General features: G+C 49.2%; 13 protein-coding genes and 1 pseudogene. 8 read left to right on the top strand and 6 right to left on the bottom strand.

Annotated elements, in window-relative coordinates:
* Window positions 1-371: 371 nt before the first annotated feature.
* Window positions 372-665, bottom strand: a complete 294-nt coding sequence (locus tag MUN86_RS19970; protein ID WP_245119756.1) for a T9SS type A sorting domain-containing protein — start codon at window positions 663-665, stop codon at window positions 372-374.
* Window positions 665-1,780 carry a PQQ-dependent sugar dehydrogenase gene (locus tag MUN86_RS19965; protein WP_245119755.1) on the bottom strand — a complete coding sequence of 372 codons (1,116 nt, stop codon included), beginning with the start codon at window positions 1,778-1,780 and terminating at the stop codon, window positions 665-667. The genes MUN86_RS19970 and MUN86_RS19965 overlap by 1 nt, the downstream gene beginning before the upstream one ends.
* A gap of 221 nt (window positions 1,781-2,001) precedes the next feature.
* On the opposite strand from MUN86_RS19965, the gene MUN86_RS19960 reads away from it, so the two are divergent.
* From MUN86_RS19960 to metK, 4 genes and pseudogenes are all read left to right on the top strand, one after another.
* Entirely contained in the window at window positions 2,002-2,478 is a 477-nt protein-coding gene (locus MUN86_RS19960) for a GNAT family N-acetyltransferase (RefSeq protein WP_245119754.1), read from the top strand.
* 125 nt (window positions 2,479-2,603) lie between these two features.
* Window positions 2,604-3,245 carry an HD domain-containing protein gene (locus MUN86_RS19955; protein WP_245119753.1) on the top strand — a complete coding sequence of 214 codons (642 nt, stop codon included), beginning with the start codon at window positions 2,604-2,606 and terminating at the stop codon, window positions 3,243-3,245.
* A 111-nt stretch (window positions 3,246-3,356) separates the two neighbouring features.
* A pseudogene (locus MUN86_RS19950) lies at window positions 3,357-5,812 on the top strand (S9 family peptidase).
* 167 nt (window positions 5,813-5,979) lie between these two features.
* Window positions 5,980-7,242: a methionine adenosyltransferase gene (metK, locus tag MUN86_RS19945; protein ID WP_245119752.1), complete on the top strand. Its 1,263-nt coding sequence runs from the start codon at window positions 5,980-5,982 to the stop codon at window positions 7,240-7,242.
* 126 nt (window positions 7,243-7,368) lie between these two features.
* Here the strand turns inward: metK and hpf are convergent, their stop codons facing one another.
* The 4 genes from hpf to MUN86_RS19925 all read right to left on the bottom strand — a co-directional run bounded on the left by hpf (window position 7,369) and on the right by MUN86_RS19925 (window position 10,218).
* Entirely contained in the window at window positions 7,369-7,668 is a 300-nt protein-coding gene (hpf, locus tag MUN86_RS19940) for a ribosome hibernation-promoting factor, HPF/YfiA family (RefSeq protein WP_245119751.1), read from the bottom strand.
* A 36-nt stretch (window positions 7,669-7,704) separates the two neighbouring features.
* The gene (locus tag MUN86_RS19935) at window positions 7,705-8,592 is read right to left on the bottom strand and encodes a tyrosine-type recombinase/integrase (RefSeq protein ID WP_245119750.1); all 888 of its coding nucleotides are present in this window, start codon (window positions 8,590-8,592) and stop codon (window positions 7,705-7,707) included.
* A gap of 143 nt (window positions 8,593-8,735) precedes the next feature.
* Window positions 8,736-8,933: a 30S ribosomal protein S21 gene (gene rpsU, locus MUN86_RS19930; RefSeq protein WP_245119749.1), complete on the bottom strand. Its 198-nt coding sequence runs from the start codon at window positions 8,931-8,933 to the stop codon at window positions 8,736-8,738.
* 145 nt (window positions 8,934-9,078) lie between these two features.
* Window positions 9,079-10,218: an acyl-CoA dehydrogenase family protein gene (locus MUN86_RS19925; protein WP_245119748.1), complete on the bottom strand. Its 1,140-nt coding sequence runs from the start codon at window positions 10,216-10,218 to the stop codon at window positions 9,079-9,081.
* A gap of 235 nt (window positions 10,219-10,453) precedes the next feature.
* On the opposite strand from MUN86_RS19925, the gene MUN86_RS19920 reads away from it, so the two are divergent.
* The 4 genes from MUN86_RS19920 to MUN86_RS19905 all read left to right on the top strand — a co-directional run bounded on the left by MUN86_RS19920 (window position 10,454) and on the right by MUN86_RS19905 (window position 15,767).
* Window positions 10,454-11,356, top strand: coding sequence for a polysaccharide biosynthesis/export family protein (locus tag MUN86_RS19920; RefSeq protein WP_245119747.1), 903 nt, complete (start codon window positions 10,454-10,456; stop codon window positions 11,354-11,356).
* A gap of 55 nt (window positions 11,357-11,411) precedes the next feature.
* The gene (locus MUN86_RS19915) at window positions 11,412-13,877 is read left to right on the top strand and encodes a polysaccharide biosynthesis tyrosine autokinase (RefSeq protein ID WP_245119746.1); all 2,466 of its coding nucleotides are present in this window, start codon (window positions 11,412-11,414) and stop codon (window positions 13,875-13,877) included.
* Between the two features lie 20 nt (window positions 13,878-13,897).
* Window positions 13,898-14,668 carry a tyrosine-protein phosphatase gene (locus MUN86_RS19910; RefSeq protein ID WP_245119745.1) on the top strand — a complete coding sequence of 257 codons (771 nt, stop codon included), beginning with the start codon at window positions 13,898-13,900 and terminating at the stop codon, window positions 14,666-14,668.
* A gap of 91 nt (window positions 14,669-14,759) precedes the next feature.
* A complete protein-coding gene (locus MUN86_RS19905; RefSeq protein WP_245119744.1) occupies window positions 14,760-15,767 on the top strand; it encodes an NAD-dependent epimerase/dehydratase family protein in 1,008 nt (335 codons plus the stop codon).
* Window positions 15,768-15,911 lie beyond the last annotated feature (144 nt).

Here is a 15,911-nt window from a genome sequence, read left to right as displayed (position 1 = left end):
CTTCGATGTAGTTCGGCATGATCTGCTTTGCCGGCCTTGAATAGGTCGCTTTGCGATGCTATAAGCCTGAACCGTAAAAGATTTCTCTAGTAGTAGTAATGCGGCACTACTTACTGGCTAATGCACACCAACTGTTCGTGACGAACAATCTAGCGACACAGAAAAGAGTATTAATGCATAGTTGGTGAGTACCTCGGCCGCTTGCTCTAAATCAGCTGCCAGGTTGACCTAATCCGAGCAGATACACCCAATTTAGTTGGTCTTCAACACCCACAAAAAAGCCACGCTAAGCGTGGCTTTTTTGTAGCTACTAGCAAGTATTCGAGGCTGACGAATAAGGGCATACGTTCTCCCCGATAAATGAGACTTTCTTACTCTATTACTAGGCGGCGCGTATACTGCGTGTCACCTAGTTGTGCTTGTACCATATACAAGCCGCTTTGCAACCCCTTCAGGTCGATGTTCACTTCCTGTTGACCTGCGGCCAGTTGAATATTGCGCGTGGCGCGGCCTAGCGCATCGCGCAATTGAATGACTGTGGAAGCACGGGTGGCGGCTGGCAATCGGATTGCCACAGTTTGGGTGGCAGGATTCGGCCACAGTTGTAGCAAACTCGATGTGCCGTTTTTCACGGCTGCCGGTATGTACGCTCGGTTTTCCAGCACTAGGATTCGGTCGTCGGTGGCAGCGGGGTGCCTCGGCCGTCACGGTTGCTGGTGCCAACATACACACGTCCCTGCGGCGACACACACACGGCCCGTAGTCGGCCATACGTGCCGGCCCACAGGTTGTTTTGGCTGGCCACTTGATCGCCGGTAGTGTTGAGTTGCAATTGGGTGAAGGTGCCTGCTTTCAAACTCAGCAGCAGCAGGGAATTGTTCCAGCCGGGAATAGCCGGATGATTGTAGTAGGTGAGGCCACTTACGGCCAGAGTAGGAGTATAGGAAGCTAGAGGCTCCCGCACGTTGTTGGCGGTGCAAAAAGTTTGCTCGGCGGGCAGATTGCAAAGACCTTCTATTGTGGGCCAGCCATAGTTGCGGTTCACTTCTATCAAGTTCACTTCATCCTCGATATTTTCCCCGTGCTCCGAACTGTAAACGCGTCCTGAGGGGGCCCGCGTCAGGCCTTGTGGGTTGCGATGGCCAAGAGTATACATCATACTGCCGGCTATGGGGTTGTCGGCCGGGACGGTGCCATCCAGGTTCATGCGCAGGATTTTACCGTTCAGCGAAGAGGGTGTCTGTGCGTCCGAGCGTTGTTGTGCGTCGCCGGTGGTCATAAGCAGCGTACGGTCAGGCAGAATAAGTAGGCGTGAACCGCTATGGGTGGTAACGGCCGTGATGTTGCCGAGCAATATCAATGGGCTGCTAAGCGTATTGGCCGCGGCTGAGTATGTGAAGCGTACCAGCTTTTCTTTGAGCGTGCCCGCGTCGGTGTAATTGTACACCACATACACGTAGGGCGAGGTAGCAAAATCGGGGTGCAACGCCATACCGAGCAAGCCACTCTCACCTGTCTCGGTTACGTCGGCCACGGTGTGCAGCGGAATAAGCTGGCCGGTGTTGGGGTCGATGCGGCTAATACGGCCGCCTCGCTCCGTCATCCACAGAAAATTGTCGGGACCCCAAAGTAGCTCCCAAGGCGTGTCAAGGTTGCTGGTGAGAGCAGAAGCAGAAACAGTGGTGCTGCCAACAGCATAGGTAGCCAGCACTGGGCCTTGCTGAGCGACGGCCGGAACCGCCAACATACCAAGCAAAAGCAGAGTAGCAAAAGATTTCATAGGCAATAAAACAGGTGAGGGTGAGTGGGATACTGGATAACCTGCTCAACGCAAAAAAGTATAGAATGGATGAGCTTATGTGCTCCAAGACCAGTAAAATCTACTAGCTACCAATTGCAGGAGTCTAAGTCCCTAGCATTGCATAAATGCCAATAAACTGTTTCGAGAATTTTGCCTAACTAACTGACGATTTCTTATCTGCGGGTTTACCAAAAATTAGAATGTCCTACACCGAGCAACGTCGTGATGATCAGTTTTTTATCAGCACTGATCCAGCCCACTTAGATGTGGCGGTTATTCATCAATACTTGTCCGAGGAGTCGTACTGGGCTAAGAATATACCTCTCGAAACCGTAACGCGAGCCATAGCCAATTCCCTGAATTTCGGACTGTATGCACCCGACAGTCAATTGGCTGGTTTTGCCAGAGTAGTAACGGACCGAGCCACCTTCGCCTGGCTCTGCGACGTGTTTGTGTTGCCTGCCTATAGAGGGCGAAGCCTTTCAAAATGGCTGATGCAGGTAGTATGGGCGCACCCCGAGTTGCAGGGCTTGCGACGCCAACTGCTGGCTACCCGTGATGCGCACGGCCTCTACCAGCAGTTCAATTTTAAGCCATTGGCTGCTCCCGAACTGTACCTGGAAATAAGGCACCCTAACCCTTACGGCGCGGAAATAGCTAGCCCGAAGACCGAATAATACTGCGTACAAATAAAATAAGGTAGGCTAATGACTCAAATGATTACGAGCCTAGTATAGAGGAGTACTAGTTTGAAGCCATCAGCTAACCATTGTGGTTCCCTCGAAAATCAACTCTTTCTCTGATGACCACTACCCTCGCCGCCCAATGGCACCAGCTAACCGCCTCCCTGCTCCCCGACGAAAAACAGCGGGCGGCAACCTTCGAGCAGCTGGTTGCCGCTTATAGCGCTTCGGGTAGGCATTATCATACGTTGCGGCATGTCCAACTACTGCTTGATGCCGTGCAAGCCGCCGCGCTTCACGATAGTACGGTAGTGCAGCTAGCCGTTTGGTTTCACGATGCGGTGTACGACCCGTTGCGCGACGACAACGAAACCCGCAGTGCCGAACTAGCCTCCGAGTTTTTAATCAAGACTACGCTTTCCGAAAGCCGGCAGCAGCGGGTTGCTTTCCTAATCGAGCGAACCAAAGACCACACCCAAACCCTACCCGACGAGGATACCGACTTGCAACTGTTCCTCGACGCAGACCTTGGCATATTAGGTGCGCCCGAAATCGACTATTGGCAGTACGCCCGGCAGGTGCGGCAGGAATACCGGTTGGTGCCTGAATCCTTGTACCAAAAAGGCCGCAGCAAGGTCTTGGAGAAGTTACTTACTACGCCCGTGCTTTACCGTACCGCCGCGTACCGCACCCGCTTAGACGCTGCTGCCCGGCACAACCTGCAGGCAGAGCTGCAAGCCTGGCAGCAAGGCGGCTTGTAAAATTTCACTGTTGCTGCAAGCAAAATAGCTTTCTGCAACGACCAGCCAGGTGGGGTGTTCTTGCTCGGCATTGCGTAGGTTGCGCTGCTTGTTCCGTTTACTACTTCACTGATGCGTTTTCTTTCCTGCCTCGGGCTGCTGCTCACTGCTCTTCCTGCTTTTGCCCAAACGCCCGCTGCTCCTGCGAGTAATTTAGCTCCGCTTACCGTTGAAAAGATAATGCGCGACCAAGCGCAGTGGATTGGTACTTCGCCGTCGGGTATTTACTGGGGTGAGGATAGCAAGCACATCTATTTCAACTGGAACCCCGAAAAAACTCGGCGGGATTCTCTCTATCAGGTGTCGCCAACAGGTGGTACGCCACGTAAAGTAAGCGTGACGGCGCAACAAACCTTACCTGCTAGTGAGGGCCACTACGATACCAAGTACACCCGCAAAGTGTATGAAAAGGATGGAGACATCTATTTGCTCGACCTAAAAAGTCAGCGAATCCGGCGTATCACCAATACCGCTGAGCGCGAAACCGACCCGACCTTCGCCCAGCGCGACCAGTTGATTGTGTACACTCGTGCCCAAAACCTCTACACCTGGGACCCAACCACCGGCGAAACCACCCAGCGTACCGATTTCCGGCGTGGCTTCAAGCCCGGTAACCCGTTGCTCGACCAGTCGGAGCGGTTTCTGCGGGCGCAGCAGTTAGCTTTATTTGAAGTAGTCCGGCAGCGCGACCAAGACCAGAAAGCGCGCGAAAAACAGCAGCGGGCGTTGGCTCGTCTGCGGCCCAAGGCCATCTACATCGGCCAGCAGACTGTACGCGACCCCCAGCTCAGCCCTGATGGTCGGTATGTAACCTACACGCTGGCACAAGAGCCTGCTACTACCAAAGGCACAGTAGTGCCGAGCTTTGTTACAGCTTCAGGCTTCACCGAAGACCTTTCTTCCCGCACCAAAGTAGGCGCCCCGCAAACCACCTACGAGCTAGGAATTTATGACGTAGCCCGCGACAGCACTTTCACGCTAAACTACCGCGAACTGAAGGGCCTCGATGAGCAACCCACCTACCGGAATGAATATAAGCCCACCAAACAACTTCAGCCCGCGGATTCCAGCAAAGCAACGGTGGCCCGCAAGCAAAAGGCGGCCACCGAAATGCGCAGGATTCGGCCCTATGGGCCTTTCTGGTCGGAAGATGGGCAGCACGCGTTTTTGGTTGTGCGCTCCGCCGACAACAAAGACCGGTGGATTGTGGCCCTGGACCCCGCTACCCAAAAAATCAAGCTGCTGGACCGGCAGCGCGACGAAGCTTGGATCAACGGCCCTGGCATCGGCTACGACGAAGGCAACGTGGGCTGGCTCGACAACCGCCGCATCTGGTTTCAGAGCGAGGAAACCGGCTACTCCCACCTCTATACTGTGGATGCGGTTTCCGGTCAGAAAAAAGCCTTGACCAGCGGGAAGTTCGAAATTCAGAAAGCTCAGCTCAGCCGCGACAAGAAAACCTGGTACTTAACGGCTAATGCCAGTCACCCTGGCGAAACGCACTTCTACCACATGCGCGCCGAGGGTGGCCCGCTCCAGCAAATCACAAGCCTGGTTGGAGGAAATGAGGTAACGGTTTCACCCGACGAAAAGCTATTGGCCGTGCGCTACAGTTCTTCCAATTCGCCCTGGGAGCTGTACATGCTGCCCAACAAGCCGAATAACACTGGCGGGCGTATGCGGCAACTCACCCATAGCACAACCCCGAATTCGAAAGTTACCCCTGGCGCAAACCCGAGGTCATTAGCTTCAAAGCCCAAGATGGCGTCGATGTATACGCTAGGCTCTACCGCCCCGCGACGCCCCAGGCGCAAGGTCCAGCCGTAATTTTTGTGCATGGCGCCGGCTATCTGCAAAATGCGCACAAGTGGTGGAGCCAATACTCCCGTGAATACATGTTTCACAACCTGCTTGTCGACAAAGGCTACACTGTGCTTGATATCGATTACCGTGGCTCAGCTGGCTATGGCCGCAATGTGCGCACGGGCATCTATCGTTTCATGGGCGGTTTGGATCTGCAAGACCATGTGGATGGCGCTAAACTGCTCACTGAGAAATACGGCGTTAGTGCACAGCGCATCGGTATTTATGGCGGCTCCTACGGGGGCTTTATCACCTTAATGGCCATGTTCACGCAGTCCGATGTATTCCGGGCGGGCGCCGCGTTGCGCTCCGTCACAGACTGGGCGCATTACAACCACGGCTACACCGACAATATTCTCAACGAACCCTATAACGACTCGTTAGCCTACGCGAAGTCTTCGCCTATCAACTACGCGGCTGGTTTGAAAGGCGCTCTGCTCATGTGCCACGGTATGGTCGATACCAACGTGCATTTCCAAGACATTGTGCGTCTTAGTCAGCGCCTTATCGAGTTGAAAAAAGAAAATTGGGAATTAGCCGTTTACCCCGTCGAGGACCACAGCTTCGTGGAACCAAGCTCGTGGACCGATGAATACCGCCGCATTCTAAAGTTATTCGAAGCAAATCTGAAGCCGAGCCAAACCAATAGTAGTGGCGGAAATTAAACGGAAAGGCTTTTTCTGTGGCCGATCCTGTCTGATTAGGACAAAAATTAAGACACTTCTAAATATTCAAGTTGTCACAACTCCCAACTAAATAGTAGCTTTGCGACCCTGCCCTATGGTAGGGCGGGGGCTACCGGCCCCGACTGCTGAACATTTATTTACTACTGATGCCGTACCTGTTTACTTCCGAATCTGTTTCGGAAGGCCACCCCGATAAAGTAGCCGACCAGATTTCTGACGCCATCCTCGACGAGTATTTGCGTCAAGATCCTGCTTCCAAAGTCGCCTGCGAAACCCTCGTTACAACAGACTTTGCGCTGGTAGCCGGCGAAATCAAGTCGAAGGCACGTGTAGAAGCCGAGCCTATTGTCCGTGAGGTTATCCGCCGTATTGGGTACAACAAGCCCGAGTACCTATTCAACGCCGATACCTGCGAGGTGATGAACCGTCTGCATGAGCAGTCACCAGACATCAACCAAGGGGTAGAGCGCGCTAGCGACGAAGAGCAAGGTGCCGGCGACCAAGGCATGATGTTCGGCTACGCCACTAAGGAGACGGAAAACTATATGCCTTTGGCGCTCGACCTCTCGCACCGTTTGCTGCAGGAGTTGTCGAAGATCCGCAACGAGGGCAAGGAAATGACTTACCTCCGGCCCGACGCTAAGAGCCAGGTAACCATCCGCTACGCCGACGACAACACGCCCGAGGCTATTGAAACTATCGTTGTCAGCACGCAGCACGACGACTTCGACACCGACGAAGCAAAGATGCTTTCCGTCATTTCCGACGACATCAAGAACATTCTGATTCCCCGCGTTAAAGCCCAGCTTGGCGCCGATGTTCAAAAGCTGTTCACCGACGACATCATTCACCACATCAACCCTACCGGCAAGTTTGTTATCGGTGGCCCTCACGGTGACTCTGGCCTGACGGGCCGCAAGATCATTGTGGATACCTATGGTGGTAAAGGTGCTCACGGCGGTGGCGCTTTCTCGGGCAAGGACTCCTCGAAAGTAGACCGTTCCGCTGCTTATGCCACTCGTCATATTGCTAAGAACCTAGTAGCCGCTGGTGTTGCCGACCAAGTATTGGTTCAGGTAGCTTACGCCATTGGTGTAGCTCAGCCAGTAGGTGTGTTCGTAACCACTTATGGTACTACGAAAGCTACCGGCGCCAACGGCCAAAAGCTGACTGACGGCCAGATAGCTGAGAAGGTACAAACGCTATTCGACTTGCGGCCCTATGCCATTGTGCAGCGCCTCGGTTTGCGCAATCCTATTTTCGCAGAGTCTGCTGCCTATGGTCACATGGGCCGGCAGCCTGGCACCAAGGAAGTAAAAGGTGCCGATGGTTCTACCCGCACTGTTGAGACCTTCACTTGGGAGAAACTGGACTACGTAGACAAGATCAAAGCTGAATTTGGCTTGTAGTACGTAAAGCAAGATCCTGCTTAAGTGTGAAGTAGCCTTAAGCTTCGTAAACCAAAAAGCCCCGCCTGAAGTATCAGGCGGGGCTTTTTGATGCGGCTGTACGCGGCAAGTTTTGGGTGTATAAGCTTAGTGACTAGTTACTTTCTCTTTGTACTTAGTGATTTGCCGTTTCAACCCATCGGCAGCTGCATCGGCGGCAGCTTCAAACGAGGCAGCATCTTCCTGGGTGAAGAGGGTAGCGCCCGGTACGAATAGTTTGATTTCTACGGTTTTGTTATCAATTCCATCTTTATTGTTCAGCTTCAAAATCACCTCGCCCTCTATGACCCGGTCATAGAAAGTTTCAAGCTTATCGAGGCGCTTCTGGATGAAGTCGAGCAGTTTTTGGTCGGCATCGAAATGCACCGAATGCATCTGTACTTTCATCTGTAGTAGGGGTTAAAGTAGAAAAAGGAACACAACTCAGGCCTTTGGATGGGCCTGTTCAAAAACAGATTTGAGCTTGTCGATCGACAAATGCGTGTAGACCTGGGTGGCGGCCAAATTAGCGTGCCCTAATAGGTCTTTTATAGCATTGAGGTCAGCCCCTTTGTTAAGCAGATGCGTGGCAAAGGAATGACGCAATACGTGGGGGTGTTGCTGAGTAGAGGCTGTTGTTATCTGACTTAAATAGTGCTTTACAGTTCGATAAACGAGCTTTTCATACATCGGCTCACCTTTGTCTGTAACGAGGAGGGCCGTGTGGGCGTTGTCGGGATTAGCTATTTCGCGTTTTCGAAATGCTATATAGCGTTCTAGTACAGTCACTAAAGATTTGTTCAGCGGCACTAGTCGTTGCTTGTTGCCTTTGCCGGTCACACGCACTGTATTGCCGTGTAGATTCACGTCATCGGGCGCAATACCAATCAGTTCCGATAAGCGGATACCAGTTCCGTAAAGTAGTTCTAGTACCAATTGGTCGCGGGCACCAGAAAAGGTGTCTGGAAACTGAAAAGAATTCAGTAAGCCATTCAAGCTCTCCTCTGGTACAAATTCCGGCAGTTTTTTAGCCATTTTCGGCGCCTTTATGCGCAGCATTGGGTTACGCGCAATCACGCCGGTAGTCAGCAGAAACTTGAAATAGGAGCGAAGGCAAGCAATCTTACGGTTGACAGTCCGCGGATCAAGATCCTGCTGCATCAACTCAACCACCCACGACCGAATAAGCGTATGGTCGGCCTGCGCTAAGTCTGTGAGCTCGTAAGTTGATTTCAGATAATCGGCAAACTGCCGCAAATCCGTCTGATAAGACAGCAGCGTATGCGAACTATATCGCCGCTCAGACCGGAGGTAATTAAAAAATAAATCCATGCATGGAGTGCCAACCGCTAAGGCTAGACAACCAATGTATGGATTTCAACGCAGTAAAAAAACCGAAAGGGTAAGACGCGAAAAAACCGGCTAACACGCCTACAAAGCATATTAGCCGGTTTGATCCGTAATGAATAGAAGGACTACGAGTTAGCGTCGTTGCCGTAGGTCACCTGCTTGTAGATGGCCTTTTGCTTCTGCTTGCGGTTGGTGATAGAAGGCTTCTGGAAGAAAGTGCGACGACGCAATTCTTTCAGCACACCCGTGCGCTCAAACTTCTTTTTGAACCGCTTAAGCGCGCGGTCAACCGACTCGTTCTCTTTGATTTGTACGATGATCATATGTCAATGGGGTTGAAAACTCAGCTTTGAAGGGCCGCAAAGATAATCACGGATTTCACAGATTAAAAATGGATTACGCAGATTTCAAAACTTAAGGCCATAGTAACCACTGAAATCCGCCTAAAACCTGGATTAGTTCTGTCTCTTATTTTAAGAGAGTACGCGCAATCACCAACTTTTGAATCTCGGAAGTGCCCTCACCAATCGTGCAGAGCTTGGCATCACGATAGAATTTTTCAGCTGGATAGTCTTTTGTGTAGCCATAGCCACCAAAAATTTGCAGCCCTTCATTAGCAGCTCTAACAGCAACTTCCGAAGCATACAATTTTGCCATTGCCGATTCCCGGTTCACATTGAGGCCACGATCTTTCATGTCGGCCGCACGGTAGGTGAGCAGGGAAGCGGCTTCTATTTCAGTTGCCATATCTGCTAGCTTAAATCCGATACCCTGGAAATTGCTGATGGGCTGGTTGAATTGATGCCGTTCTTTCGAGTACTGCAAGGCAGCTTCATAGGCACCTTGTGCAATGCCTAGGCTCAACGCGGCAATGCTAATACGGCCCCCGTCAAGCACCTTCAACGACTGCACAAATCCATCGCCGACGTTACCAATCACGTTTTCCTTCGGTACGCGGCAATCGGTAAAAATCATTTCTGTCGTCTCGGAAGCACGCATGCCGAGTTTATCCTCTTTACGGCCGGCTGTGAAGCCAGGAGTGCCACGCTCCACAATAAAAGCTGTCATTCCATGCGAATCTCCGACTTCGCCAGTGCGTGCAATTACCACGGCTACGTTGCCAGTCTTGCCATGAGTAATAAAGTTCTTGGCGCCATTTAGTACGTAGTCATCTCCATCTTGCACAGCTACAGTACGCATGTTGCCAGCATCAGAGCCAGTATTAGGCTCAGTGAGGCCCCAGGCACCAATCCACTCGCCCGAAGCCAGCTTGGGTAGATACTTAATTTTTTGAGCTTCGGAAGCATGTTGCAATATATGACCGGTGCATAGCGAGTTATGAGCTGCCATGCTTAAACCAATGCTACCATCTATTTTTGATAGCTCGGCAATAGCCGTTACATATTCGGTGTAGCCAAAACCCGCTCCACCATATTCCTGCGGCACCAGCACGCCCATTAAGCCTAGCTCGCCTAACTTGCGAAAAATATCAAGGGGAAACTCTTGTGATTCATCCCACTTCATCATGTGAGGTTTAATATGATGCGCGCCAAAGTCACGCACCATTTGGGCAATCATTGTCTGGTTTTCAGTAGCGACCAGTTCCATGGGCAAAAGTGTAAGAAGGGTGGGAATTTAAGGTAGTAACTAGACGGGGGTAATTTTGGGTTCATAAAGGTACGATTTTGGCTTGTCTCCAGTTGGGTATAGGATTTCGGCTAGAGACGGCAATTTTGAAAGGGCGTATCAATTAGGTTACTTTGAAGGTTTTTAGCTGATTTTTACTCAACAAAGCGCGGCTCTTTGCAGGGCATGCCCTTTCATTTTTCCGGTTTTTGTCTGCATGCAACAATCTGCTTTCTGTTCTCTTTCTCGCTTCTGGTTGCTGTGTGTACCACTTCTGCTATTGTTGTCTGCCTGCGGTACAACTCGCGTCTACAATCAACGCACTATGTTCCGGCTCAGCGATGGTAAAGGATTGGATACCACTCGGCTGCGTGGCGTGGTAAACCGGGTGAACAGGAACTATATTATCCAGCCCAATGATTTATTGGCTGTGAGGGTATATACGAACAACGGTGAGCGGATTATCGATCCTAACGGGGAACTGCAGTTTGGTGCCCCAGCAGGTATGTTGCCCACGGGAACCAATGGTAGCCGCACACTGGCATCAGGCAGCGGGCAACCTACCCCAACACAAGGCGGAGATTCGGAATTTACTGTGCAAACAGATGGTACGGTACGCTTGCCTCTCATTAATAGAGTTCGGATAACTGGTTACACCTTATTGCAAGCTGATAGTGTACTAAAAGTGCGCTACGAAGAATTTTACAAAGGAGTATTTGTTGTCACTCGCGTAACGAACAGCCGAGTAGTGGTGTTGGGCTCAGTAGGAGGCAGGATTGTTCCTTTAGTTAACGATAACATGAATTTAATAGAAGTGCTAGCAGCGGCTGGTGGTGTCGATGGTGGCGGCGCTGGAAGTTCACTCTATCGTTCAGGAGGTAAAGCGTCTAATATTCGTATTATTCGGGGTGATTTAAAAAATCCACAGGTAGAACAAATAGACCTGACCACGATAAATGGGATGCGTCGTGCCAACCTACAGGTGGAGCCAAACGACATTATTTACATTGAACCAGTACGTCGTCCATTCTCGGATGCTCTAGCTGATGCTAGCCCGGTTTTAGGATTGTCAAGTGTAGTACTAAGTACGCTCTACCTTCTTATCAGTGTTTTCAGGTAGCCTTACACAGTTATTTGCTGTGTCTTCTTTTGCCTTGAATTCTAGATTTTACTAAATGGCTGTTAACGAGAACGCCGAGCTTGAAGAGTTGATCCGCAATGCTACCAGCGGCGGAGTAAGTACGCCCATCACCGAATCGGAACCAACAGAAGAAGGTGATGGATTAGACTTTGATACACTATTGTTGGTAGCGCGCCGTAGTTTGCTGTGGCTGGTATTGTTGATCGGGCTTGGTTTAACCGGATCCTGGTTGTTTTTACGCTATACAAAACCCGTTTATCGCTCATCTTCCATTCTTAAAATAGACGAAAGAACAGAGGCCGGGGCATTAGGTTTAGGCACGCTTGGATTGAGTAGCGACAATCAGCAAAGTATTAATAGTCTATCTGGAGAAATTGAGCTTATTAAGTCAAATATAATTTATCGTCGACTCCGCGATTCCTTAGACCTCAATGTTAACTATTACGTTGAAGGAACAGTTTTAGAATCAGAATTATACGGTATTTCTCCTTTCCGTGTAGAGTATCAAGGCAGTATATTGTATAACATTAAATTTAATTTGAAATTTATTAACTCTCGCCGTTTTCAAATAAGTTTTATATTAAACGGCCAAGAACAAAAAATTGAGAATAACATAAACACGCTATTTGACATAAATGGAATGAAGCTGTTAGTTCAGCCTACTAGACTATTTGGTCGAAATGTTATAGATAATAATTATCATTTCATTATCAACGATGAAGCAGCGATCAATGGATATTTAGATCAAAATTTACTGGTTGAAATTATTAATCCTAGTGCGAATACTATCCGAATTTCCTTCCAGGAATTTAATCCAGTCAAAGCGCGTGCTATCATAAATAAAATTGACACTGTTTATTTGCAAGAGAAGCTTGTTCAAAAACGTGCAGCAAGTGCTCAAACTTTGCGTTTTTTAGATCAACAATTAAATGAGAACCGTCGCAATTTACAAGGAGCGGAGGAAAATCTACAGAATTTTGTGCGTCGTACTAAAACATACGATGTTCGCTCAAACGTGGCCGAGGTAAAAGGCAAAGTTGAAACTTTAGAAGAAGCACGAATAAGTTTAGTAGAGAAACTTCAATTGTTATCGGATCTTGAAGGTATGGTAGAGCGAGAGAGTTTGACTCCACGTGAAGACATAACTATAAAGGAAAGTATTCCTGGTCTGTCTACCTTAGGTGACGCACAACTTACTCAGCAACTTGGAGAATTAAACGCTTTGTTATTCGATTTACGTCGAGTAGAACGTTCTAATAGAGAGACTACTGAGGCTGTACAATCACGGTTGGACAAGATTGAATACATAAAGAGTAATATTCGACGTACTCTACTTCAGCGTCAACGTCAACTTCGTAATGATTTAACCAAATTAATTAGAAAAAGTGAAAGTTTAGATGCTGAATTACAGCGCCTGCCGGAAAGAGCAACAGAAGAAGATCGACTAAAGCGACCTTTAACACAATATATTAATACGTACACTATGCTGATGGCGAAGAAAGCCGACTTCAACATAGCTATAGCTGGTACTACTCCCGATTTTCAGATACTCTCGCCGGCTAGCATGCCTACTGCTCCTATCTCGCCGGTACGCCTAATGGTATATGCTATAGGATTGGCCAGTGGTATTGTGTTAGGCTTAGGATTGATTGCAGTTCGATATCTAATGCACAATACTGTAACTAATGTGCGTGAGTTAGAGCGAGCCACTACCGCTTCGGTACTTGGGGTTATTCCGACTTATGATAAAGAGAAAATGGCTATCTCAAAGCTAGTTGTTGATAAAAATCCTAAATCTGCAATTAGCGAATCTATCCGTTCTATTAGAACCAACTTGGATTTCATAAGCTCCTCTAAAAAGAAGCGCATGATTTCGGTTACATCAACGGTATCTGGGGAAGGCAAGACATTCGTATCCGTAAATCTGGGTGGCATTATTGCTCTATCAGAACAGCGTGTTGTGATCCTAGACCTAGATATGCGTAAGCCTAAGGTGAACTTGGCTTTTGGAGCAGATAATGTAAAGGGTGTTAGTACTATTCTTATTGACAAGCATACTGTGTTAGAATGTGTACAACACACTTCTATACCAACACTCGACTTTATTTCGGCGGGTCCTACTCCCCCCAACCCGTCAGAATTGATACTGAGTCCGCGGTTTGATGAAATGTTAGCTGAGTTACATCAAGTCTATGATGTAATTCTTATTGATACTCCACCCGTAGGGCTTGTGACGGATGGTATCCTGATAATGCGCAAAGCTGATATACCGATATACATCGTGCGTGCTAACTACTCTAAAAAATCATTTTTAAAGAATATTAATAAGCTTATTCGGGCAAATAATTTCACCCGGCTTTGCACCATATTAAATGATGCTCGTGCAACAGGGCTTTACGGTTATGGCTATGGTTATGGTTACGGGTATGGCCAAGGCTATTACGAGGATATCAAGCCTGTAGAAAGCCCATTAACGCGTCTACGGAAGCGTTTCTCCTAATACCATTTCCGTTTTTCGTTATGGTATCGTTATTACAGAAATGGTTTGGAAGTAAATCAGACCCTGCTGAATCGGTAGCTGAAGGATTTAGCATCCTTGAAACTGATATGCATTCACATATACTGCCTGGGCTTGATGACGGCGTTGAAACTGTAGAGCAGTCAGTGGAGCTTTTGCGAGAAATGCGGGCGTTGGGCTACCGCAAATTGGTAATGACGCCTCACATTATGGGTGACTTTTATAAGAATACCCCCGAAGGCATTAAAGCTGCGTTAGCTGCTGTGCAACGTGCTGCTACAGCAACTGGCTTAGCGGATATGACATTAGAGTGCGCAGCCGAATACTATCTAGATGAATGGTTTGGTCAGCGTCTGGACCGGGAAGATGAACTTCTTACTTTTGGCGGCACGAAGCGATACTTGTTGTTTGAGACAAGTTATATCAACGAGCCTTTCAATTTAGCGGAAACAGTATTTCGGTTGCAAAGTATGGGTTATCAGCCAGTGCTGGCGCATCCTGAGCGATATACCTATTTCTATGGACGCTTCGACGACCTGAAAAGGATACGCGATAATGGGGCACTGTTGCAGCTAAACCTTAACTCTTTGGCTGGTTACTATTCATCGGGAGCCAAAAGAGTGGCGGAAAAGTTGGTAGATGCCCAGATGGTGGATATGGTAGGTACCGATGCGCATAATATCAAGCATGTTAATATGCTGCGCGACAAAACATTATCAATGGAGTATATGCGTAAGTTGCTTGAATTGCCTCTATTAAATAACGCATTGTAAAAAACTGAATGGTGTAGTCATTAGCTGATTGCCGTTCGTTTAACCTCTACTTTTGAACGAGCAGTCAATTAATACTTCATCTATTCATCCTATGGTTTTCGTCACTGGCGGCAGCGGTCTGGTAGGGAGCTTTTTGATTCCGGCGCTAGTGGGCCGAGGATTGATGGTACGTGCTATGTATCGAAAGCAGGTACCAGCAATTGAGGCAGCCGAGGTGGTAGAATGGGTGGAAGGAGACGTGCGGGACTCTACTTTGCTGAAAACCTCTCTTGAGGGTGTTTCGCATGTATTTCACTGTGCTGGTTTGGTTTCCTACGCGCCACAAGACGAAGAGGCGTTGTTACAGGTAAACGTTGAGGGCACAGCAGCCGTGGTAGACGCTTGTTTGGAGCGGCCAGGACTACGATTATGTCAAGTGTCGTCGGTAGCCGCACTAGGAGGCGCAGTGGTGGGAGCGGAAGAGGCATCTGTAAGCTTAATGCCACAAGTGCTTGACGAAAAAGCGAAATGGGATTTAGGCGCAGAGCATGGTGCTTATGCTACGTCAAAGTATTTAGCTGAGCTTGAAGTATGGCGAGGAATATCCGAAGGTCTCTCGGCTATCATGGTCAATCCCTCAGTTATTTTAGGGCCTGCTGACTGGAACCGTAGCAGCACCCGTCTATTTCGGTATGCCTGGGAGCAGCACAATTTCTACACCCCCGGCAACATCAATGTAGTAGACGTACGGGATGTAGTAGATATGATGCTGCACCTCGCTTTGGACTCCGATACGAGCGGCGAGCGATACGTACTGAATGGCGGAACCTTGCCACTAAAAGAGTTTCTAAGCCGTGCTGCTGCTTGCTTCGGCAAAAAGCCACCTGCTGTTGCTGTGCCCGATTGGGCAGCTGAAACTATCTGGCGCTTGGAGCACGTGCGGTCCGTGCTAACCGGTGCGCGGCCTCTTATCACCAAAGACACAGCCCGCGCCGGTCGCCGCCCTGTCGTATACAGCGCCGACAAAGTGCAGCGCGCAACAGGACGGTCATTTCGGTCGCTTCAAGAAACCATAGAATGGTGCTGTCGTGAGCTGGTAGGTAGTGAAATAACCAAGTAAGAAGCGTCGCTACAATTTCAAGCGTCTTATCTCTTCATTTCACAACCTCGACACTTCGTTATCTTACCATTTCGGCATGAACTTGCCGGCCTCCGGTGCGGTTGTTGTATATTAGGCCATAACCCTTTTAAAGGGCTTTTCTAC

Origin of the sequence: Hymenobacter volaticus (assembly GCF_022921055.1) — a bacterium.
GTDB classification, from domain to species: Bacteria; Bacteroidota; Bacteroidia; order Cytophagales; family Hymenobacteraceae; genus Hymenobacter; species Hymenobacter volaticus.
This window is presented reverse-complemented; position numbering and strand designations above follow the sequence as displayed.

Excerpts from the sequence above, each read along its gene's own strand:
- MUN86_RS19935 (WP_245119750.1), bottom strand. The coding sequence starts at position 8,592 with ATGGATTTATTTTTTAATTACCTCCGGTCTGAGCGGCGATATAGTTCG.
- MUN86_RS19960 (WP_245119754.1), top strand. The coding sequence starts at position 2,002 with ATGTCCTACACCGAGCAACGTCGTGATGATCAGTTTTTTATCAGCACT.
- hpf (WP_245119751.1), bottom strand. The coding sequence starts at position 7,668 with ATGAAAGTACAGATGCATTCGGTGCATTTCGATGCCGACCAAAAACTG.
- MUN86_RS19965 (WP_245119755.1), bottom strand. The coding sequence starts at position 1,780 with ATGAAATCTTTTGCTACTCTGCTTTTGCTTGGTATGTTGGCGGTTCCG.
- MUN86_RS19905 (WP_245119744.1), top strand. The coding sequence starts at position 14,760 with ATGGTTTTCGTCACTGGCGGCAGCGGTCTGGTAGGGAGCTTTTTGATT.
- MUN86_RS19910 (WP_245119745.1), top strand. The coding sequence starts at position 13,898 with ATGGTATCGTTATTACAGAAATGGTTTGGAAGTAAATCAGACCCTGCT.
- MUN86_RS19925 (WP_245119748.1), bottom strand. The coding sequence starts at position 10,218 with ATGGAACTGGTCGCTACTGAAAACCAGACAATGATTGCCCAAATGGTG.
- MUN86_RS19955 (WP_245119753.1), top strand. The coding sequence starts at position 2,604 with ATGACCACTACCCTCGCCGCCCAATGGCACCAGCTAACCGCCTCCCTG.
- MUN86_RS19915 (WP_245119746.1), top strand. The coding sequence starts at position 11,412 with ATGGCTGTTAACGAGAACGCCGAGCTTGAAGAGTTGATCCGCAATGCT.
- MUN86_RS19920 (WP_245119747.1), top strand. The coding sequence starts at position 10,454 with ATGCAACAATCTGCTTTCTGTTCTCTTTCTCGCTTCTGGTTGCTGTGT.
- metK (WP_245119752.1), top strand. The coding sequence starts at position 5,980 with ATGCCGTACCTGTTTACTTCCGAATCTGTTTCGGAAGGCCACCCCGAT.
- rpsU (WP_245119749.1), bottom strand. The coding sequence starts at position 8,933 with ATGATCATCGTACAAATCAAAGAGAACGAGTCGGTTGACCGCGCGCTT.